This is a genomic window from Bartonella sp. AA78NXGY (assembly GCF_042197005.1).
Taxonomy (GTDB): Bacteria; Pseudomonadota; Alphaproteobacteria; order Rhizobiales; family Rhizobiaceae; genus Bartonella.
Window position 1 is genome coordinate 18,463 of record NZ_JBHIRI010000014.1, and the last position, 21,273, is coordinate 39,735.

Annotated in this window: 14 protein-coding genes, 3 pseudogenes and 1 riboswitch; of the genes and pseudogenes, 8 read left to right on the top strand and 9 right to left on the bottom strand. The window is 38.1% G+C overall.

From position 1 onward, the window contains the following. Window positions 1–433 precede the first annotated feature (433 nt). Both ACFINL_RS07975 and ACFINL_RS07980 read right to left on the bottom strand, forming a co-directional pair. On the bottom strand, window positions 434–640 hold the full coding sequence (locus ACFINL_RS07975; protein WP_273791466.1) for a Trm112 family protein: 207 nt from the start codon (window positions 638–640) through the stop codon (window positions 434–436). 13 nt (window positions 641–653) lie between these two features. Continuing rightward, window positions 654–1,316, bottom strand: coding sequence for an LON peptidase substrate-binding domain-containing protein (locus tag ACFINL_RS07980; protein WP_375610818.1), 663 nt, complete (start codon window positions 1,314–1,316; stop codon window positions 654–656). Between the two features lie 446 nt (window positions 1,317–1,762). Next, a riboswitch (glycine riboswitch) is annotated at window positions 1,763–1,860 on the top strand. A 136-nt stretch (window positions 1,861–1,996) separates the two neighbouring features. Between ACFINL_RS07980 and gcvT the strand changes: the two genes are divergently transcribed. Genes gcvT through gcvP form a run of 3 tightly spaced genes read left to right on the top strand, consistent with a single transcriptional unit; the run spans window position 1,997 to window position 6,285 of the window. Further along, window positions 1,997–3,109 carry a glycine cleavage system aminomethyltransferase GcvT gene (gene gcvT, locus ACFINL_RS07985; RefSeq protein WP_375612293.1) on the top strand — a complete coding sequence of 371 codons (1,113 nt, stop codon included), beginning with the start codon at window positions 1,997–1,999 and terminating at the stop codon, window positions 3,107–3,109. Between the two features lie 6 nt (window positions 3,110–3,115). Continuing rightward, complete coding sequence (gene gcvH / locus ACFINL_RS07990) at window positions 3,116–3,484, top strand: glycine cleavage system protein GcvH (protein WP_375612294.1); 369 nt, start codon at window positions 3,116–3,118, stop codon at window positions 3,482–3,484. Between the two features lie 5 nt (window positions 3,485–3,489). Then, window positions 3,490–6,285 (top strand): aminomethyl-transferring glycine dehydrogenase, encoded by a 2,796-nt coding sequence (gene gcvP, locus ACFINL_RS07995; RefSeq protein WP_375651332.1) that lies wholly within the window; start codon window positions 3,490–3,492, stop codon window positions 6,283–6,285. Window positions 6,286–7,815: 1,530 nt separating this feature from the next. Here the strand turns inward: gcvP and alr are convergent. Continuing rightward, a complete protein-coding gene (alr, locus tag ACFINL_RS08000) occupies window positions 7,816–8,931 on the bottom strand; it encodes an alanine racemase (protein WP_375651329.1) in 1,116 nt (371 codons plus the stop codon). 808 nt (window positions 8,932–9,739) lie between these two features. Here alr and ACFINL_RS08005 point away from each other — a divergent pair. Further along, window positions 9,740–10,567, top strand: a complete 828-nt coding sequence (locus ACFINL_RS08005; RefSeq protein ID WP_273791462.1) for a ferredoxin--NADP reductase — start codon at window positions 9,740–9,742, stop codon at window positions 10,565–10,567. Window positions 10,568–10,620: 53 nt separating this feature from the next. Then, a pseudogene (locus ACFINL_RS08010) lies at window positions 10,621–10,982 on the top strand (ferredoxin--NADP reductase); the annotation flags it as partial. 16 nt (window positions 10,983–10,998) lie between these two features. On the opposite strand, the gene eda reads toward ACFINL_RS08010, so the two are convergent. Continuing rightward, window positions 10,999–11,664, bottom strand: a complete 666-nt coding sequence (eda, locus tag ACFINL_RS08015) for a bifunctional 4-hydroxy-2-oxoglutarate aldolase/2-dehydro-3-deoxy-phosphogluconate aldolase (RefSeq protein WP_273791461.1) — start codon at window positions 11,662–11,664, stop codon at window positions 10,999–11,001. 115 nt (window positions 11,665–11,779) lie between these two features. On the opposite strand from eda, the gene ACFINL_RS08020 reads away from it, so the two are divergent. The 3 genes from ACFINL_RS08020 (at window position 11,780) to ACFINL_RS08030 (ending at window position 16,186) form a co-directional block, all read left to right on the top strand. Further along, the gene (locus ACFINL_RS08020) at window positions 11,780–12,697 is read left to right on the top strand and encodes a rhodanese-related sulfurtransferase (RefSeq protein WP_375613636.1); all 918 of its coding nucleotides are present in this window, start codon (window positions 11,780–11,782) and stop codon (window positions 12,695–12,697) included. Window positions 12,698–14,392: 1,695 nt separating this feature from the next. Beyond that, complete coding sequence (locus ACFINL_RS08025) at window positions 14,393–15,526, top strand: type III PLP-dependent enzyme (protein ID WP_375612298.1); 1,134 nt, start codon at window positions 14,393–14,395, stop codon at window positions 15,524–15,526. A 75-nt stretch (window positions 15,527–15,601) separates the two neighbouring features. Then, window positions 15,602–16,186: a GNAT family N-acetyltransferase gene (locus ACFINL_RS08030; RefSeq protein ID WP_375612299.1), complete on the top strand. Its 585-nt coding sequence runs from the start codon at window positions 15,602–15,604 to the stop codon at window positions 16,184–16,186. Window positions 16,187–17,254: 1,068 nt separating this feature from the next. Here ACFINL_RS08030 and ACFINL_RS08035 read toward each other — a convergent pair. The 5 genes and pseudogenes from ACFINL_RS08035 to ACFINL_RS08055 form a co-directional block, all read right to left on the bottom strand. Then, complete coding sequence (locus ACFINL_RS08035; RefSeq protein WP_375612300.1) at window positions 17,255–18,826, bottom strand: DHA2 family efflux MFS transporter permease subunit; 1,572 nt, start codon at window positions 18,824–18,826, stop codon at window positions 17,255–17,257. Between the two features lie 19 nt (window positions 18,827–18,845). Continuing rightward, a complete protein-coding gene (locus tag ACFINL_RS08040; RefSeq protein ID WP_375612301.1) occupies window positions 18,846–19,940 on the bottom strand; it encodes an HlyD family secretion protein in 1,095 nt (364 codons plus the stop codon). Window positions 19,941–20,113: 173 nt separating this feature from the next. Beyond that, window positions 20,114–20,257, bottom strand: a pseudogene (locus ACFINL_RS08045) (transcriptional repressor); the annotation flags it as partial. Further along, window positions 20,254–20,412, bottom strand: a pseudogene (locus tag ACFINL_RS08050) (HlyD family secretion protein); the annotation flags it as partial. The pseudogenes ACFINL_RS08050 and ACFINL_RS08045, both read right to left, overlap by 4 nt. Before the next feature lie 173 nt (window positions 20,413–20,585). Then, on the bottom strand, window positions 20,586–20,978 hold the full coding sequence (locus ACFINL_RS08055) for a Fur family transcriptional regulator (RefSeq protein WP_375612302.1): 393 nt from the start codon (window positions 20,976–20,978) through the stop codon (window positions 20,586–20,588). Between the last annotated feature and the right edge of the window lie 295 nt (window positions 20,979–21,273).

The window sequence follows — 21,273 nt, forward strand, 5'->3', positions numbered from 1 at the left end:
CCCGATATGGTATACATAAGATGATATAACTTGTCGTTTTTATTCATCTTAAATCGAGGTATCTCAAATATGTTGTTCGTAAATAGTATAAATTAAAGTCCATGAAATATAACAATCTTTATGTTTAATATAATAAATTTCATTTACCTGAGTTGGTTAAAAATGTTATTATAATTCTTGCTTTTAAGAAGTTCATAAGAGCCATTTTTATTCAGATGCTTGTGTGGTGCAAGCGAATGGTTTTGATTGCTTCAGTATGAACAGGCTGGAATGAGAGAATCTGATGATATTTTTGGCTTTTGTTACAAGGTGTAAAGCGATATAAATATCTTCATTGTAAATCTCTTTTTTCAGAAATCGTAAATATTGAGATATCATATTGATAGAGACTTGATAACAGTGGGCTTGTAGAGGGAAATTGCATGAGGATTTTTTATTTTTTATGCGTTATTTCTTCATTGTTTTGCAAAGGGCGCGCTTCTGAGGCAAGCATAATGGGAACGCCATCACGAATAGGGTAGGCAAGTTTGGCTTTGAGAGAAATGAGCTCTTGTGTTTTTCGGTTGAAAGAGAGAGTACCTTTCGTCATTGGGCAGACGAGCAATTCGAGCATTTTGGGATCTGTGGTCATTTTTTTCATGTTTGGACATTCATTAGTTTAAGCGGTAATCTGTTCCTGTTTGTTTCATGAGCGAGCGTTCTGTTAATGCAAGAAGAGTTTGGGCACGGCTTTCGATATCTGGAGCTTCAAGGAGAGCTTGTTTTTCTGCTGGTGTAAAGGGGATAAGAGCTGAAAAAGCATTAACCAATATAGGTGTAGGGGCTTCTATGATGCTGCTCCAATTATATTCCATTTCATGTATGGTTAGATATTTTTCTACAACGTCGAGTAAGTTCTCTCGGTTAATGCTTTCTTCAATATCAAATTCTTGCAAGTCTTTTATGTTTGATTGGATGAGAGCTGTTCGATAGGATTTTGTGTTTTTCAATTCTTGTTCTAAAGTGAAGCGGCAAACACCTTGTAAGATAATGAACAGTTGTCCGTTTCCTGTTTCACTGTAGTTTGTAATACGCCCTATACAGCCTGTTTTATAAAGTTGTGTAGAGAAGCGATCTGTATCCGATGAAAGTGGTTGAATAATGCCCAATAGACGATCAGTTACCATAACATTTTCAATCATTTCAAGTGATTCTGGTTCAAAAATATTGAGTGATAAAAAACCACCGGGTAGTAAGAGTGCACCTTCTAAAGGAAAAAGAGCAATTTGCTTTGGAAGATCATTTTCGCAATTGTAAGAGATATTACCAGCTTTCATGAGTATTTTGTCACCTTTGTTCGGTAATTTTAGTCTGTAAATAGTCGCTATTTATGACACTATTGAGAAAGCAGAAAACCTACTTCTTGTGCATTAAAATCATACTTATAAAATATTTGAAGTCCTTATTCTCAAAAAGAATATGAAACCCTATCTTTAAGGTTGAACTGCGCGCGAAAGAATATTGCTTTGCGATCTTTTTAGTGTGTGACGTTTTGCATGATTTTCAAGAGGTATTTTTGTTTATAGCTTTTGATTTTTGTCTTAAATTTCCTAAAATGTGTTGCTTGCAATTTTTGTAAGGTTCAAAAGGATAATATTATAAATCTTTTGAAGCAGCTTATGCAAGTTTTAAAATGAGAACATTTTCATCACTTTACTAATGACAGTGTGATGAAGATAGGCTATAGGTTTAAATATGCTGGAAAGAGCGTTATCGTTTCTTTCATTCTTTTGCGGGAGAGTGCAGATTGCAAATTTTCGCATTGCCGCCGAAGGGGAAATAGCCCATAATCTCTCAGGCTTTAAGGACCGTAAAAGGAAGAAGGCAGATCTGGAAAGTCGGGAGAACCCGCGCCGAAGGTGTAAGCGAAAAATTTTTTCGCGAGTCTCTCAGGTTGATGACAGAGGGGGCAGAGACGACCATATTCTGTGGGCGTTAGCGCAGCTTTGGAGTTATTATGGGCACAGCACAAGAAACATCTTTTTTAAAAACACTTCCTTTATATGATTTGCATGAAAAAGCAGGAGCAAAATTTGGTGCTTTTGCGGGTTGGAACATGCCTTTAACTTATCCTCTTGGCGTTTTAAAAGAGCATCTTCATACGCGTGCACATGCAGGACTTTTTGATATTTCTCATATGAAATTGATTGCGGTTGAAGGGGCACAAGCTGTGGAATTTTTGTCCTATGCTTTTCCCATTGATGCAGCAGCTTTAAAGATTGGGCATTCACGGTATAATTATTTGCTTAATGAGCAGGCTGGTATTCTTGATGATCTTATTATTACCCGTTTGGAAGAGGGTCGTTTTATGTTGGTCGCCAATGCTGGGAATGCACAGGCTGATTTTTTAGAATTGGAAAAGCGTGCGGTTGATTTTGAATGTCAAGTGATTGCCCTTGAAAGGGTATTGCTTGCACTTCAAGGTCCTGAAGCGGCAGCTGTTCTTGCTGATGCGGATTTGCCAGGGAATGAATTGTTCTTTATGCAAGGATTCGAACCACAACAGGATTGGTTTATAACGCGTTCTGGTTATACGGGAGAGGATGGCTTTGAAATTGCTTTGCCTATAGGGCATGCGCATATGTTGGCTGAAAAATTGCTGAGTGATTCTCGTGTTGAGTGGATTGGACTTGCCGCACGCGATAGCTTGCGGTTGGAAGCGGGGCTGTGTTTGCATGGAAATGATATTACCCCTGATACGACACCTATTGATGCGGCTCTAACATGGGCTGTTCCTAAAAGTGTTCGAGAAAAAGCACAATTTTATGGTGCAAAGGCTTTTCTTAAAGCACTGCAAAAAGGACCGGCTCGTTGTCGTGTTGGATTAAAACCGCAAACGCGTCAACCTATTCGTGCCGGTGCGGTGCTTCTTGATGATCAAGGTAATGAGATTGGCATTGTAACATCAGGTGGTTTTGGTCCTTCTTTTGATGGTCCTGTCGCGATGGGTTACGTTCCTGTTGATTTTAAAGTTGAAGGGACACAAGTCTTTACAGAACTGCGAGGCAAAAAGATTGTATTATCAGTTCATTCTCTTCCCTTTGTTGAACAACGTTATTTTAAAGGATGATTTTTTATGTCTAAAACTTATTTTACACATGACCATGAATGGCTTAGCGTTGAAGGGCAAGTGGTGACTGTTGGGGTTACGCATTATGCGCAAGAGCAATTAGGGGATTTGGTTTTTGTTGATTTACCACAAAGTGGAACAAAACTTTCCAAAGGAGAGGCGGCGGCTGTTGTAGAATCAGTGAAGGCGGCTTCAGATGTTTATGCTCCTCTTGATGGTGAAGTGGTCGAAATAAATGAAGCCTTGGCTGATAATCCTGAACTGGTAAACCAGAAACCCGAAACAGAAGGCTGGTTATGGAAAATGACATTGCAGGATGAGACACAACTGGAGGGGTTGTTAGATAAAGATGCTTATAAGGCTTTGATTGGATGAGTACCATGATCGAGCGTTCTTTTTCTTCTCGACATATTGGGCTGCGTCCTGATGAAACACAAAAAATGCTTGATGTTTTAGAGCTTGATTGTGTTGAGACACTCATTTCTCAAGCTGTTCCACACTCTATCCATTTGGGACGTTCATTGAATCTTCCAGAGGCTGCTAGTGAAGGACAAGCCTTGGAAGAACTCTCCAAGATGATGGAGCGTAACCATGTGCACAAAAGTTTTATTGGGCAAGGATATCATGGAACTTATGTGCCTCCGGTTATTTTACGAAATCTGTTTGAAAATCCTGCTTGGTATACTGCTTATACGCCTTATCAAGCAGAAATTAGCCAAGGTCGTTTAGAGCTTTTATTTTATTTTCAGACATTGGTTAGTGAACTAACAGGTTTGCCTGTTTCTGCTGCTTCCCTTCTTGATGAAGCAACTGCTTTAGCTGAAGCCAATGCCCTTGCTGTTCGCTTTTTCCGTGAGAAAAAAACAAAAATTTCTCTTCAGAGTCTTTTACATCCTCAGACTTTGAGTGTTGCGCAAACGCGTGCTGAAACACAAGGGATTCAGATTAGCCAAAATGGCGAAATTGATCCTGATACAGCGGCAATTGTTTTGTCTTGGCCAGATACAAAAGGCTCTTTTCATGATTACAGTGAGATCATAAAAGAGGCAAAGGAAAAGGGAGCTTTAGTTATCGTTGTGGCTGATCCTTTAGCGCTTACCCTTCAGGAGCCACCTGCTCAATGGGGGGCAGATATCGTTGTTGGCACTATGCAGCGTTATGGCGTTCCGATGGGATTTGGTGGTCCACATGCTGGTTACCTTGCCGTGAGTGATGCGTTAACGCGTCTTATTCCAGGGCGTATTGTTGGTCAATCCGTGGATACCAAAGGACGCGTTGGTTTTCGTTTAGCTTTGCAAACACGTGAACAACATATTCGGCGCGATAAAGCGACGTCAAATATTTGTACAGCGCAGGCTTTGTTGGCTAATATGGCAACCGCTTATGCTGTTTGGCATGGGCCAAAAGGCTTACAAGAAATTGCGCAGCGAATTCATCATTTAACATGTCGTTTTGTTGCTGGTTTAGAAGCCGCAGGGGTTCATGTTGAAGGGAAAAGCTTTTTTGATTGTGTGAGTATTTCTGTTAAGGGAAAAGCACGAGAAATTGCGCATCAAGCCAAAATAGGTGGGCGCCTTATTCGTGTTCTCGATGATGACACTATTGCAATCAATTTTGATGAATTATCAACAGAAGAAGATGCTGGTGCTTTAGCGCAGCTTTTTGGGGCAAAATTAGGCGATCAGGTTTCTCCACGACTCTTTGGAAAAAAACGGGATGCTGCTTTTCTTTCTCAGCCTTTTTTTCATGCGGTTCATTCAGAGACAGATATGATGCGCTTTTTGCGTCGTTTAGCGGATAAGGATTTGGCGCTGGATCGCGCTATGATCCCTCTTGGTTCTTGTACAATGAAGCTTAATGCAGCTGCTGAATTGATGCCTGTAAGTTGGGCTAGCATGGCCAATATACATCCCTTTGTTTCACTAGAGGATGCTGCGGGTTATTTGGAGATGATCAACCAGTTAAATGCGTGGTTGTGTGAAATTACAGGATTTGCGCAAGTTTCTTTTCAGCCAAATTCTGGTGCTCAAGGTGAATATGCTGGGCTTTTGGCTATCCGACGATATTACCAATCACGAGGAGAACATCAACGTACAGTTTGTCTTATTCCTGCATCTGCGCATGGTACCAATCCAGCTTCGGCTCATATGGCAGGGATGGAAGTCGTTGTGGTAAAATGTTTAAGCGATGGTGATGTTGATGTAGACGATCTCAAGATGAAAGCGCAATTGCATAAAGATAAATTGGCTGCTCTTATGATTACTTATCCTTCAACCCATGGTGTTTACGAGGAAAGCATTAAGGAAATTTGTTCTATTATTCATGAAAATGGCGGACAAGTTTATTTTGATGGTGCTAATCTCAATGCCCTTGTGGGGCTTGCTCGTCCTGCGGATATTGGCGCTGATGTTTGTCATATGAATCTTCATAAAACATTTGCTATTCCTCATGGTGGTGGTGGTCCTGGTATGGGACCAATTGGAGTTGCTGCGCATCTCAAACCATTCGTACCAGGTCATGAACAAGATGGGACAACGCATGCGGTTTCGGCTGCTCCTTATGGAAGTGCGTCTATTCTTGCAATTACATGGATGTATATTCGAATGATGGGGGCTGATGGCTTAAAATATGCAACACAAATAGCCATTTTAAATGCCAATTATATTGCTGCACGTCTTTCAGCTGCTTATTCCATTCTTTATCGGGGCAAGCATGGACGTGTTGCTCACGAATGTATTGTGGATACACGCGTGTTGAAAGAGCAGTATGGGGTGAGTGTTGATGATATTGCAAAACGTCTCATTGATTATGGATTCCATGCGCCTACGATGTCGTTCCCTGTTCCGGGAACTTTAATGATTGAGCCAACGGAATCAGAACCAAAAGCAGAGATTGATCGTTTTTGTGATGCTTTACTCTCTATTGCTGAAGAAGCGAAAAAAGTTGGGAATGGGGTTTGGCCAAAAGACAATAATCCATTGGTGAATGCCCCTCATACAGTGGCTGATACTTTAGATGATGCTTGGGTACGACCCTATTCGCGACAAGAAGCTGCTTTTCCCAACAGTTCTCTTGATCCAGCCAATAAATATTGGCCTCCTGTATCGCGTATTGATAATGTTGCGGGAGACAGAATGCTCATTTGTTCGTGTCCACCATTGGGAAATACCTATTAAATAACAAATATATATTTAATTTGTTTATTTGCATGAACGAAAAAAGCCCACACATTTTGTGTGGGTTTTGTACTTGTTGATCATGTTACTATGGAATTATTTGTCTATTTTCTAGAATTTTGCATTGTTTTTTATAACATGAGCAAAATCGAAAAAGTCGACAAAAAGCTGTGTTTTGTCGGCAATAGGCATGCTCTCCTTTGCATTCTACCGTATGACATGGTTTTTGACTAGTCGGCATCGGTTTAGCCAGCTAATTCATGTAAACGAGAGTGAAAACCTATGAGGATAGGGGCACGTCTGTTGCATGTGTTGTGACATACTACTTCTCACTAAGGTGACGACGACGGGTTGTAGAAAGAATAAAATCAAATTTAATGTTTTTGATGATAAAGACACGCGAAACTCTGTTGTTGCATCTTTTCGAGTCAAGAATTGTCTAAATATTTCTCTTTAATCTGCTTTTTGTAAATATGACGAAAAAATATGTAAGAACACCTGTCAGAATGAGCAAACGCAAAGCCAAATGTATTATGTTTTTTTTTACAAGGGGTCTTATAAAAGCCGGCACATCTTTCCACTTCATTGCAAGTCAGTTTGTGACTTTACGGCGCTGTTTTCCTAAGAGCTCGTGTGCTTTAGCTGTTGCCTGTAAATCAACATCCAAACTTAATGCAGCAACATGTCTTGAGCCAGAGATTGAGAAAAAAAGAGCTTTATGAGTAGTTCCTGCTTTTGTCTGTCAGATGAGGGCGGGGATTGCGTATTTCTGTTGACGTAATCTTTGAAACTGGAAGACAATCTTATTTTGGAAAATGTAAAGCCGTAAGGTGAAAATCAATCCTCAGTTTGTCATCTCCTCTTAATTCAGCTTTATGGCTTTCAAAAGCATTTAAAGCAATGTTTTTTAAATAATGGGGATTACACATTGCTCCATACTTTATATTTATTGTGTTCTTTAGTGGGGGAATGATCCTCATGTAAAACAGAACGCTCCAAAAAGAATATACTTGAGTTGTTAATTCACGTGTTTGTTTTAAAGAGACACTTCGCTCCCAATCCCATTTCGCGACGGCGCTCGTGAATGGTGTAAGGGTAAATCCATTGATTCCCCACTATCTTTACGCTTCATAACGGAGTAAGCTGGGCACTATCATACACTTTGCCAGCGCCTAATGTTATAGCTCTTGGCACTATGGTTCATAAGAGGCATTATTCTTTTCTTAAATCATTTTTATCTACACATAGTTCAGCTTGTGGTATGCAAGCGAATGATTTTAATTGGGAAATTAATTTTAAAAACTTTGTAGTAGATTCTTTTTTGTCAATTTATGGGGAAAGGCTAAGTTTTTGTATTTTAGATGAAAGCTACTTCCATAAAACAGTCCATCAACTTGTCTGTTTTGAGATTTCTGTGAATGTACGGTATCTATGACCATTCTATGTGGTTGATTGTTGTAAAATCTTTTGTAAAAGCCCCTCAATTTTCTAAAATGATGATTTTTATCAATTTATTTTTTTAAAGAGTTTTTATGTGTAAATGTATTTATAGCGGGAGCCAAGAGATGTTAGAATTTCATTGGGAAGGGTATCGGCATCTATAGATACTTTTTCAAGTGTTTGATGGGGACCAATGAGTTCTACCCAGTCACCAGTTTGAGGTTTTTGTTCAAGATCGGTCGTATCTACAATAATGGAATCCATAGAAACCCGCCCAACCATGGGAAGTTTGTGCCCGTTGAAATAAACAGTTCCTTTATTCGAAAGAGTACGGAGCCAGCCGTCTGCGTAGCCTATAGAAATGGTTGCAAGAGTGCTTGGTCTGTTGGTTATAAAGCTTTCTGCATAACCAACAGGTGCTCCTATATCAACAACGCGGCTTTGAATGACTTGGGCTTCAAGTTTTAAAACAGGTTTCAAAGGTGATGGGTGTTTTCCCCGCGGATCAACTCCGTAAAGTGCAATGCCTGGACGAACAAGATCAAAATAAAAATCTGATCCTAGAAAGATACCTCCAGAATTGGCAAAGGAAACTTTGCAAGCAGGCAATTGCGCAAGGATCGTTTTGAAAGAAGTCAATTGGGCATAATTTGATGGGTGGGTATCATCTTCTCCGTTAGAAAGATGACTAAGAATATATTTTATTTCTGCTTTTTCGAAAATTGTAGGGTGTTTGATGAGTTTTTGTAATTCTTTTTGATCCAGTCCTAATCGGTTCATATGGGTATCGATTTGAACAATTGCTGGAAATTTTTTATCTTTTTTTTGACAAATTTTTTGCCAATTTTCAATGGCATTCCAAGAGTTTAGAACAGGAACAATACCAGATTGTGCGACAAACTCTTCTGCTAAGTGTGGAAGTCCATTCAGAATGGCAATTGTGACATTTGATGGTAAAATGCTTTTTAATTGGAGTGCTTCTCTGATTTGGGCGACAAAAAAAGTGCGACAACCAGCTTGATAAAGGGCAGGAGCAATTTTGTGAGCTCCTAATCCATAGGCGTTTGCCTTTACAACTGCTGAACATTGTGTTGGAGCTACACGTTTGGCTAAAGTAATATAATTGGCAACAATGGCACTGACATCGATGGTTGCTACAGCTGTATAGAGTGATGTATCTATTTCATCATTAACGGATTTGTTCATTTTAAAAGCTTATCTGTGTTCGTGAAATACGGAGTTTTTTTGGTTGTTTCATTGAGGTTCTTTACGATATAGGGGAAAGACACTATTTGCTATGGTCAAAATCATTAAGAAGCCTATGCTGCCATTAAAGTCGTTTTTTATGTAAAATGGTACTCTAGATATAAGAGATAGTTTAGTTTTATTTGTGTTGTTATCAACATGGTATCTTCTAATGATTTGTAAAACATAGACTTTTTTACTTATTTTCCCTCGTTTAGGCATATAAAAAAATAAACATAGTTTATTGTATTGTATCATTTTGAAGAGTGCAATGTTAGACTATTATTGCTGGTGTGATTGTTGTGATTAAATATTGCATTGGCTTCTTATTTAGAGAAGGTAAAATGATTAAATTAACCACGTTAAGTCAATGTATTACAAGTTTTCTACCATGAGGGGGAAGATCACTCATCTGTGCAATTTTGGATGTCGTCTCATGCACTTAAAATTATTTTTATTGAATGGAAAACAGTGTGTAAACACTTTTTGATACATTAAAACTGTTGATTTAGAAAACTCGTTGATTTGGATATTATTTGTTTTCAAGATGGATTGGGTATCCAATATTTACTTTCTAGTCTTTGATTGGTTTTAAGTGAAATCAATTTTATCGCTGATAGAGCGCGCTAGACTCATTTATTTAATTTTGACATAAAAGTGTTAACCTTGAGGCTTTTGTGTTGAGAAAATTGTTGGCAGATGGTTGTGCAAGTACTATATCACGTCAAGGATTCGAAATTTAACGTTCAATAAAGATATGGGGAAGAGTATGAATACGTCTGCTACCAATGTTCCGTCAAGCATCAGCAGCGTTGCAAATTTTCCGATTCCTGAGAATGTGTTCGCCCTTACTGTCCAAGAGGTTTGTCACTATACAGATCGGTTATTTAAATTCCGTCTGAATCGTCCGGAAAGTTTTCGTTTTCGTTCGGGTGAGTTTGTTATGATCGGTTTGCCAAATGCAGAAAAGCCGATTTATCGCGCTTATTCGATTGCAAGTCCCTTTTGGGATGAACAGCTTGAGTTTTTTTCGATAAAAGTTCCAGGGGGACCTTTAACCGAGCATCTCCAAAAAATTAAAATTGGTGATACAGTTCTCATGCGTAAAAAATCTACAGGAACGCTGGTGCTTGATGCTCTTATTCCTGGAAAACGTCTTTATCTTCTTTCAACTGGGACGGGGATTGCTCCTTTTGCAAGCCTTATTCGTGATCCTGAAACTTATGAAAAATTTGCAGAAGTTGTCCTTATTCAAACAACGCGCGAAAAAAATGAGTTAATTTATGCAAAAGATCTTGTTTCCTCTTTGCAACAAGATCCACTCATTGGAGAGTATGCACAACAGTTGAGATTTTATCCTATGACTACTCGTGAATCTTCTGAGCATATGGGCCGTATTACGACTGTTATGGAAAGTGGGGACTTTTTTGAAACAACAGGCCTTCCTAAAATTCATCCTGATGAAGATCGGGTGATGATTTGTGGTTCCATGGCAATGTTAAAAGATTGCGCAAGGATGTGTGAAAGCTTTGGTCTTGTTGAAGGAGCCAATAATGCTCCTGCTACTTATGTTGTAGAGCGCGCTTTTGTGGAGTAATGGGTGGGAAAATTGGTGCTTTATCTTCTTTCAAAGCGGTACGGATTTTTTTTCCTTTTGCAAGCTTTATTCGTGATTCTGACATTTATGAAAAATTTTCAGAAGTTGTTCTTATTTAAATAACGCGCGAAAAGAATGAGTTAATTTGTGCAAAGATCTTGTTTTCTCTTTGCAACAAGATTCATTCATTGGGGCATATGCACAACAGTTGAAATTTTATCCTATGACTACTTGTGAGCTTTCTGAGCATATGGGGCGTATTACGACTGTTATGGAGAGTGGGAGCTTTTTTGAAACAATAGCGCTCCCCAAAATTCATCTCGATGAAGATCGGGTGATGATTTGTGGTTCCATGGCAATGTTAAAAGATTGCGTAAGGATGTGTGAAAGCTTTGGTCTTGTTGAAGGGGCTGATATTCTTGCACTTTATATTAGATTGTAGAAAGAGCTTTTTTCGAGGGAGAGGGAAGTTGTGATGCGGTATATGCTAATGCAGTAATCGAATCCCAATCACTTATTGCAATGAGTTGTTGGGGCGCTATCCAAGAACCACCAACGCAGAAGACATTGGGCAGTTGGAGCCATTGTGTTGCACTTTTTTGTGTAATACCGCCTGTTGGGCAAAACCGGATATCAGAGAAGGGAGATGCTAAAGCTTCAATGAAGGAAATACCTCCAGCAGCTTCAGCAGGGAAAAATTTAAGATATGAATAGCCTTTGTTTAATGCTTGCATGAGTTCACTTGGGGTCATTGCAGCGGGAAGAAGGGGAATTTCACTATTTTTTGCACAATTGATTAGTTCATTGGATAATCCGGGGCTTACAATAAACTTGGCTCCAGCTTGTTCGGCTTTTTCGTAATGTGTTGTGTTGAGAATTGTGCCGGCTCCAACAATTGCTTCAGGGACTTCTTGTGTAATTTTCTGAATTGCTTTGAGGGCATTTGGTGTTCGCAAGGTGATCTCAATTGTTTTTAATCCACCTTTGACAAGAGCGCGTGTTAAGGGTACAGCACTTTGTAGATTGTCAATGAGTAAAACAGGTATAACAGTTTGTCCTTGGAGATATAATAAAAGCTTTTCTCTTTTTTGGCACATGATATTTTTTCTTCTTGGAGATGATATTATTTGTATCGTTTGATTAAGCACAATATGTTAAAGAGTACATGAATAAATCTTGAAATTGAATGAAACGCGCGTTATGGCAAAACACATGGAAAAGAATTTTAAAGTTGCTGCACTTTATTGCTTTGCAGATTTGAAGCATTATCATCAATTACAAAAACCTTTGCAGGATTTATGTCAAGCAAAGGATATCAAAGGCACTCTGCTTTTAGCACAAGAGGGCATTAATGGAACAGTTGCTGGTTCTTGTGATGCGATTGAGGCATTGGTGGATTTTATTACGGCTGAGCCAGCGTTTCAAACGCCGGAGATTAAATATTCATGGGCATCAAAAATGCCTTTTCATCGCATGAAAGTGCGGTTGAAAAAAGAGATTGTGACAATGGGGGTTGAAGGGGTTGATCCGCTAAAAGTTGTTGGTACTTATGTGGATCCTGAAGATTGGAATGCTCTTATTCAAGATGAAGAGACAATTTTAATCGATACGCGTAATGATTATGAATATGCAATAGGGAGTTTTCAAGGAGCGATTGATCCGCAGATTAAAACATTTCGCGAATTTCCTGAATGGGTGCGTAAACATGAGGCTGAGTTAAAGAAAAAAAAGAAAATTGCCATGTTTTGTACAGGTGGTATTCGGTGTGAAAAATCAACAGCTTATGTTCGTGATCTTGGTTATGAGCAAGTCTACCATCTAAAAGGAGGTATTCTCAAATATTTAGAAAAAATTCCAAAAGAGAAAAGTTTATGGTGGGGTGAGTGTTTTGTTTTTGATGAGCGTGTTTCTGTTCAACATGGTCTTGAAGAATGTGGACGCGAATTATGTCGCGCGTGTCGTTCTCCTCTTAATGCTGAAAGCAAATTATCGCCTCATTATGAGGAAGGTGTTTCCTGTGATGCTTGTTATAACACGCGTAGTGAAGCCGATAGAGAGCGCTTTCGTGAGCGCCATAGGCAATTTCAATTGTTGAAGTTGCGTGCAATTGATTCTCATCAAGGGACATAAGGATATCGTAGTGTAGAGTTTTAAGTTGTAGCGTTTTTCTCTTAAATTTAAGAGAGAAGAGTTTTTTATATTGGTAGAAAAATATTTCATAAGACCGGATATTATTCGGTCTTTTTGTTTATATTAAATTATTTGACTTATAAATAATCATTATAGATTGTTCGCTCTCCTTGACTTATAGGATTGAGTTTTCAAATACTTTTCATTTAAAAATAGAAAAGCCGTTCACCAACAGCGCAGAGGAGGGAGATTATAGTTTAAGAGAAAAGCGTATGAATAAGATGTGATTAATAAGAGGAGATGAAAAAGCAGATGCTAGGTGGAAAAATAAAATGATAATAGGAGTTTATGATTTCAGAATTTAATATAATACATTAATTTATAATGATAATTTATTATTCATTTGAATAAAAGAGTTCAATATTGTGAACTTTGTTGCTTTCAGATTAGATGAGAACGAATCGCGTAAAATTCATTCGCTTGTACGTTGCAAATGGGAGTAACGTGTGGACAAAAATCATTTTAGATAAGGTGTTATGAAACATTTCAATGTAGGAGTTTCTGCAATATTGGGAGTTGGCAGATAGAATGGGAGCGTTTGTTTTTAATTTCATAAGTATAAAGAGGGTGAGATGTAGTTGATCTATATTATACAAGCTATATTATACGGGGATTTCTTCATGATATTTTGCTTAAGCGATGCTGTGAAATGAATGTGGAAGCAGGGATGTTTTTAGGATGTAAATGAGAAAGATAATGGTGTTTTGTTGGGGGAAGGACACGTTATCTTTAAAGACTATGGTGCTTCAGTCGTTACTATCCTCAGTCTTCAATGTTGGTCATCTTTGCATTTGAGAGGATATATAAGAGGTACTCCTTTTTTCAATTGTTTTTTATTTGTGATGCGCAAAAGAATGATTTTAATTGATTCATTGTAAGAGGGTTGAAATAAGAGGATTTTATAATGGGATTTTTGTTTAAGGGTACAATAATAAATTATCATTATAAATTAATGTCTTGAGTAATTTATTTTGCGTTATTTTCTGCTGCGGATATTAGGAGATAGAATAGGGTAAAGAAACGAGGGGCTTTAAACGCAAGACAGTGATTTATGTTGCACAGATAATGTAAGGGGTGTGATCTCATGAAAGCGGATGGATGGCTTTGTCTGGGGAGAGTGTTGTTTTTTCGCATCATTTTATCTTTAAGAATTAAAAAATGTTTAAAATTAAAAAAATGATTGAAATGAGAAAGAATTCGTTTTATAGGATGCCTTGCCCAAAGTCGCACGTGCCTGTGGGTGTCCGCTGGTTCTCAAATGGTGAGATTAACCGGTACGGTACCTGGAACTAACCGCTCCAGTCATTCTTACAGCCAATTGCAAGAATGAGGACATCTTGAAGCAACGACGGTGCGGGCCTTTCTGGTGTCTTCCAGCTTTTAAATGCTGGGATAACTATAGAGGCACACCTCATTGCCTTCAGTGCGGAAGTGGTTTTCTCAACTCCAATCAAAAAGGCAGATAAAATAGAATAACGCGGTTTCGCGCTGTTCTTTCGCAGCATGCAATGCTAATTTCTGGTTTTTTGTAATCAGAATGGGGATGGTTGTTGTGTGTTTTTTGTCCTTTAGCTTTTGGCAGCTTTGGCTGTCTAAGCATAGAGTGGGGGAGCGTTCCCTCAAGGAGAATTGCAGATGGCAACGCAACGTATTCGCGATTTTCTTGCAACACATCGCTCTGAAGGTCCATGCTTAATTGTTGACCTTGATGTTGTTCGTGACAACTATTTAAATTTTGAAAAAGCTCTGCCGCAGTCTCGTATTTTTTACGCAATAAAGGCAAATCCAGCTCCTGAAATCTTGTGTTTGCTAAGTTCTTTAGGATCTTCTTTTGATGCGGCTTCTGTTGCAGAAATTGAAATGGCTTTAAAAGCAGGTGCAACGCCAGAGCGTATTTCTTTTGGAAATACGATTAAAAAAGAGCGTGATATTGCACGAGCATATGCATTGGGAGTTTCACTTTATGCCGTTGATTGTGTGGAAGAAGTGGAAAAAATTGCGCGTGTTGCTCCAGGAGTGCGTGTTTTTTGCCGTGTTCTTACCGATGGAAAAGGTGCAGAGTGGCCATTGTCACGCAAATTTGGTTGTGTTCCAGATATGGCGGTTGATGTTCTAAGACGGGCACACCAATTGGGTTTGCAAGCCTATGGTGTTTCTTTTCATGTTGGATCTCAGCAGGTTGATTTGAGTGCGTGGGATCGTGCTTTATCGGATGCTTCTACAGTTTTTAAGCGTTTGGAACAAGAAGGCATTTCACTAAGGTTGGTGAATATGGGGGGCGGTTTTCCAACGCGTTATTTGAAAGATGTCCCTACAGAACAAGCTTATGGTACAGCAGTTTTTGATTCATTGAAAAAGCATTTTGGTAATCGTATCCCTGAGACGATTATTGAGCCAGGACGTGCGATGGTTGGCAATGCTGGTGTTATTCGTACAGAAGTTGTTCTAATATCTAAAAAAGCTGATAATGATAATATACGATGGGTTTATCTTGATATTGGAAAATTTAATGGTCTTGCTGAGACTATGGATGAAGCCATTCGTTATCCTATTGAGACACCTCATGATGATAAGGTGATGGAGCCTTGTATTTTGGCTGGACCAACATGCGATTCGGCAGATGTTCTCTATGAAAAAACACCTTATCCGCTTCCTCTATCTCTAACAATAGGAGATGAAATATTGATTCATGGAACGGGTGCTTATACAACAACTTACGCATCGGTTGCTTTTAATGGTTTTGAGCCTTTACGATCATATGTGATCTGAGGTTTCCTTTTAACTATAGTTTTTTTAGACTTTTTGCTATGCTCGTCATGGTGCTATAAGAGGGCGGTCATTGAGATGAACATGATGAACTTTCAAACAAAAGATGGGGCATGTTTTACACTTTTATTGGAGCAAGAAACCGATAAGCCTTATCGAGAAATTTTGCTTGATTCAACGATGGGGTATGGACGTAAACGTAAATCATCAGAGGCTTTACGTCGTGGACGGTTAGCTGCTCAAGGACTTTCTTTTGTGGTTAAAAATGCTCTGGGAGAGCTTGTGGGAAGTGTCCGTCTTTGGCATGTTTCTTTTTCTAAAAGAAAAAATAAAACACAACATGCTTTACTTTTGGGCCCCTTGGCTGTTGCATCTGAATGTGCTGGTATGGGAATAGGATCAATTTTAGTCCGCCATGCAATTGAAACAGCAAAAAAATTGGGATATGGCGCCATTTTGCTGGTAGGGGATTTTGAATTTTATCAACGTTTTGGCTTTTCAAATAGTTTAACAGAAAATTTGGCAATGCCTGGTCCTTACGAAAAGCATCGCTTTCAAGCGTTGGAACTGATACCACATTATCTTTCTGGGTGTTATGGCACTTTAGTTCCTAGTGGAGAACGAGAAGTTTCAAATCGTTTCCAGCATCATAAAGTGGCTTGAAGATATGTTTATTTTGTTTTTCAACAGCTGGTATTGAGGAGAGCATACTGTTTTGGCTAGAGCCAAAGTATTTAGCGGTACAAAGTTTTTGGGGAGTTCTATTGCGATTTTATTATGTGGCTGGTTTCTTATTTTTGATAATTTCAGTTAAGTGAGTAGGAATATATTTTAAGCTCATTTTTTGAAATAGCGTCCTATTTTATAATATTAAAGGAACCGGATTTTTAAGTTGTCTTGTGTTCTTTTAAAGTCGCTATCATCATACAGTTTTCCAGTTTTCAATATCGTTGATAAATCTTGTATCGAAATGGTTGGATATTTTACTTTTTTCTTAAACAGTTTTTTTCTTTGCTTTTTATGTGCAAGGGAATGGTTTTGATTGATTCAATAGAGAGATATTTTGAGAAATTTTATACAATTTTAGCGCTTATTGAAAGAGAAGGGGCTTAAGAAAGAAAAATATACAGCAGTAGAATCAAAATTGTAAGTATCAGCTTTTTTTAAAGAGTGTAAAAAAATAAAATTACATGTTCAAAAGCAGCTTTTTTGAAAAAAAATATGTCATTACTTTTTTGCTATAAAGGTAAATCGTTTTGCAATTGGCATGAGAGGATCAAATACAAAATGATTTTTTCATGTAAAATTTTGCATTCAGAATCAAAAAACGTTGTCCTACACATTATAAGAGAAATATGTGCGTGAATAAAAATCACAAGAATCATAAATCTTTTAAGAATATTCTTGTAAGAATCAAAAGAGTAAAGGGCAAAGAATCTTTTAATCTTTTGTGCCCTATGGTGATAAATTAAAAATCTTATAGAAATGGCTGCTTTATCTTTATGGTGTGGAGCACTTTAGATAAGCTCTTTGTTTACCGATCATCTAGAACAATTTTTGTATGCGAGAAGTTGTTTTTAAGTGCGGAAAGAGCCCGCATTAAAAGAATTTTTATCAGAAGAATCATTTAGAATCATATGTTTATTTATACTGTCTCTTGAGACAAGATAAAGTGCATAGGAAACGAGGAAAGTGATAAGGATAAAAAATATTTCTCAATTTTAATTAAGCTTAGTGATTTGGTGGTGAATCCATGAGAGGTGGTATTTTTTTGAGAAACATTGTCATAAATGTTAAAACACCAAAAATGATGGTTATGATAAAGAAAATATCACTAATAGCCATAATGGTTGCTTGTATGCGTACCATACCAAACAATTGAGAAAGAGCCAGAGTATAGGAATCAAAGGTTTCTGTTTTGAATAATACAGTAAGATTTGAAAGCATTTCAGTTGCTTGTCTGTTTGCGTAGTTAAGAGTTTCGGCTATTCGTTCATGATGGAAGTCTGTGCGTTTTGTTATGAGAGTGTTGATAATGGCAAGCCCTACAGCCCCACCTAGATTCCGGGTGAGATTAAAGAGTCCAGAAGCATTTTGCATCCGTTCTGGTGGGAGTGTTCCCAAGGCAATATTATTAATAGGAACCATACATAACATTACAGAAGCACCACGGAAAACTTGCGGCCAAAAAAGCTGCCAAAAATCCCAGTTATCTGTGATAGAGCTCGCCATCCAAATACCTATTGCAAAACCAAAAAGTCCTATTGCCATCATTAAACGTGCATCCATTCGTGCTGAAAGAAATCCAGCAAGCGGGGCAGTTAATAACATGACGAATCCTGAAAGAAACAATGTTTCTCCAATCATGAGAGCATCAAAGTGGCGGATTTGGCTTAAATAGACAGGATAAAGGTACGTGAGTCCATAAAGGCCTATTCCCAATGAAAAGGAAAAAATGGATGCAGCTGAAAAATTAAAATTAGAAAAAGTAGAGAGATCTACAATGGGTTCTTTTACTGTAAAAGCACGCCAGAAGAATAAGGCTGCAGCAAGAATCATGGTAATGAACAAATCCCGAATCAGCGTATCACTCAGCCAATCATGACGTGCTCCTTCTTCTAGAATATACTCTAAAGTTCCCAAGAAAGTAGCCATAGAAATGAATCCTAACCAATCAAACTTCTTCATTAAAGAGGGATCAGCTTTATCAAAATCAATTAATTTCCAAGCGAGAATTGAGATGATAATCCCGCAGGGTACATTGATGAGAAAGAGCCAATGCCATGATGAGAGATGACAAATATAGCCTCCCACGGTTGGACCAATGGTGGGGGCTAATGTTGCTACTAGTCCAACAATAGGGGTAACAATTGGGCGTTTGGAAGGAGGAAAAAGAACATAAGAGGCGACAAAAACGCTTGGGATAATTCCTCCACCAATAAAACCTTGTAGTGCGCGATACAAAATCATCTCTCCAATAGATGTTGCTGTTGCACAAAGAACAGAAGTAATCGTAAACCCGATCGCTGATATGGTGAAGAAAACACGTGTTGAAAGCAATCTTCCTAAAAATCCAGAAAGCGGCAACATGATGACTTCAGCGATGAGATAGGAAGTTTGAACCCATGAAATTTCTTCAGAGCTTGCTGTAAGACCCGCTTGAATTTCAGCTAAAGAAGAGGAAACGATTTGGATATCTAATATTGCCATAAACATGCCAAAAGACATAGCTATAAAAACTATAATTTTGCGCATTCCTATGCGTTCTTGAGACTGTATGAGCTCTGGTATGGAAGATGTCATAGTAAGATCTTCTACTTTTTTATAAGAGACTTTTATCTTGTGGCTTTGTACGTGTATCAATTTTCACTGAAACACTCATTCCTGCTCGGATATGTCCGGTTTTTAAAACTTCTTCTGGAATAGAAATACGTACGGGAATGCGCTGGACAATCTTTGTAAAGTTACCGGTAGCATTTTGTGGAGGCAGAAGAGAAAAAACAGCGCCTGTTGCGGGCGAAATAGAAAGCACTGTTCCTGTAAAAACATCATCTTCGAAGGCATCAACAGAAATATAAGCTTTTTGTCCGGTATGAATGTCTTGTAGCTGTGTTTCTTTATAGTTTGCTTCAATATAAAGTGCATGTATGGGGACTAACGCCGCAAGACGTTGGCCATTTACAACAAAATCTCCCGTTTTTGCTGTTAAATTTCCTATAACTCCATCAAATGGCGCTCGTATAATGGTCGAATCAAGATCACGTTGTGCTTTTTTACGCGAGAGCTCTAAACTCTTTGTTTCGCTTTCTGTTTCACTTCGTTGCGCTTCTAGCACTCGGATATTTGCACGTGCTGAAGCCATTTTTGCATCCGCTCTGTTAACATTCGCAATGGCTTGTTCATAAGCGGATTTGGCATCATCAACATTGGATTGAGGAGCATAACGATTGGCTTTCAGTTCTGTTACACGTTTTAAGGTGAGTTGTGCATTGGTTGCTATGGCTGAAGCGGCTGCTTTTTGTGCTTTTGCATCATCTAAAGAACTACGAGCGGCTGTGATTTGCGCATCAATGCGTAGAAGTGTTTTTTTCTGTGTGTTAAGATGCGCTTCTGTTTGATCTAAGGCTATTTTATAATCACCATTGTCTAGGTAAAATAAAACATCGTCCTTTTTTACAACTTGGTTGGCTTTAATGGCAATTTTTTCAATATACCCATTTAATTTAGTCGCAATAGCGGCTATATCTCCTTGCACATAGGCATCTTCAGTGGACAGCATATAACGCCATTGCGTCGTCCACTTATAGCTAAACCAAAGTACAAAAAGCGCAAAGACGATAAGAAGAGCCTTGATTACTTTTTTTCGTTTCATTTTATCGAGATTTTTTGTTGAAAAAATGGTCTCAGATACGGACATGATTTTATACTTTCAATATTTATGTTCTAACGAGTATAATAAGCCTCTCACTCTAGGGTAGGGTGATATATGCACGGACGATAAGAGCTTTTCCAACAATAAGGCGATCCCTGCTACATAATACTAAATATATAAACTTGCAAGTTAGAGATCTTATTTTCAAGTTAGATGTCTTATTTTATTGCGCATTTTTTACAAAGACCTCGTACTTCTAGGGTGCTTTTGTGTGCTTGGAAGCCAACCGCTTGAACCATCTGTTTTAAACTTGATACAATCGTTTGATTTTGTATTTCGTTGACTGTGCCACAGTTTAGGCATCTTCAGTGGACAGCATATAACACCATTGCGTCGTCCACTTATAGCTAAACCAAAGTACAAAAAGCGCAAAGACAATAAGAAGAGCCTTGATTACCTTTTTTCGTTTCATTTTATCGAGATTTTTTGTTGAAAAAATGGTCTCAGATACGGACATGATTTTATACTTTCAATATTTATGTTCTAACGAGTATAATAAGCCTCTCACTCTAGGGTAGGGTGATATATGCACGGACGATAAGAGCTTTTCCAACAATAAGGCGATCCCTGCTACATAATACTAAATATATAAACTTGCAAGTTAGAGATCTTATTTTCAAGTTAGATGTCTTATTTTATTGCGCATTTTTTACAAAGACCTCGTACTTCTAGGGTGCTTTTGTGTGCTTGGAAGTCAACTGCTTGAACCATCTGTTTTAAACTTGATACAATCGTTTGATTTTGTATTTCGTTGACTGTGCCACAGTTTTCGCAAATTATAAACGTTGTAAGTTCATGTTGACAGTTTTCAGGGTGTAAACAGACCATAAAGGCATTTACACTTTCAAGACGATGAATACACTTTAACTGTACGAGCTTTTCTAACGCACGATAAACTTGGAGAGGTGCGCGAAAACCTTCTTCGCGTAAGTGATTGAGAATCGCATAAGCACTTAAAGGCCCTTTTGCATTTTTTAAAGTATTTAAAACCAATGTTTGGTTACGCGTCAGTTTAGATGACATTGACATCTTCCTTTTGCTCCCATGGAAAAGCATAAAGCGTGTAAGATATTTATGCAATGGTGATTATATAATATGTACTCTATCTTTAGCCTTTTACATGACATCCTTGCGATATGTAAGAAAAGTTATAATCGTTGTGAGGGGAGGGTATTATAATCTGAAAGCCGCCGCTATCAGGCATGAAAGTTTTATACGCTTCTTATTTTTCCAATAATGTTTTGAAATAGGATTTTTTGTTCAATATTTTATTGGTAAAGTTTGGGTTATTTTATTTAAAAAAAAATAAAAAATGATA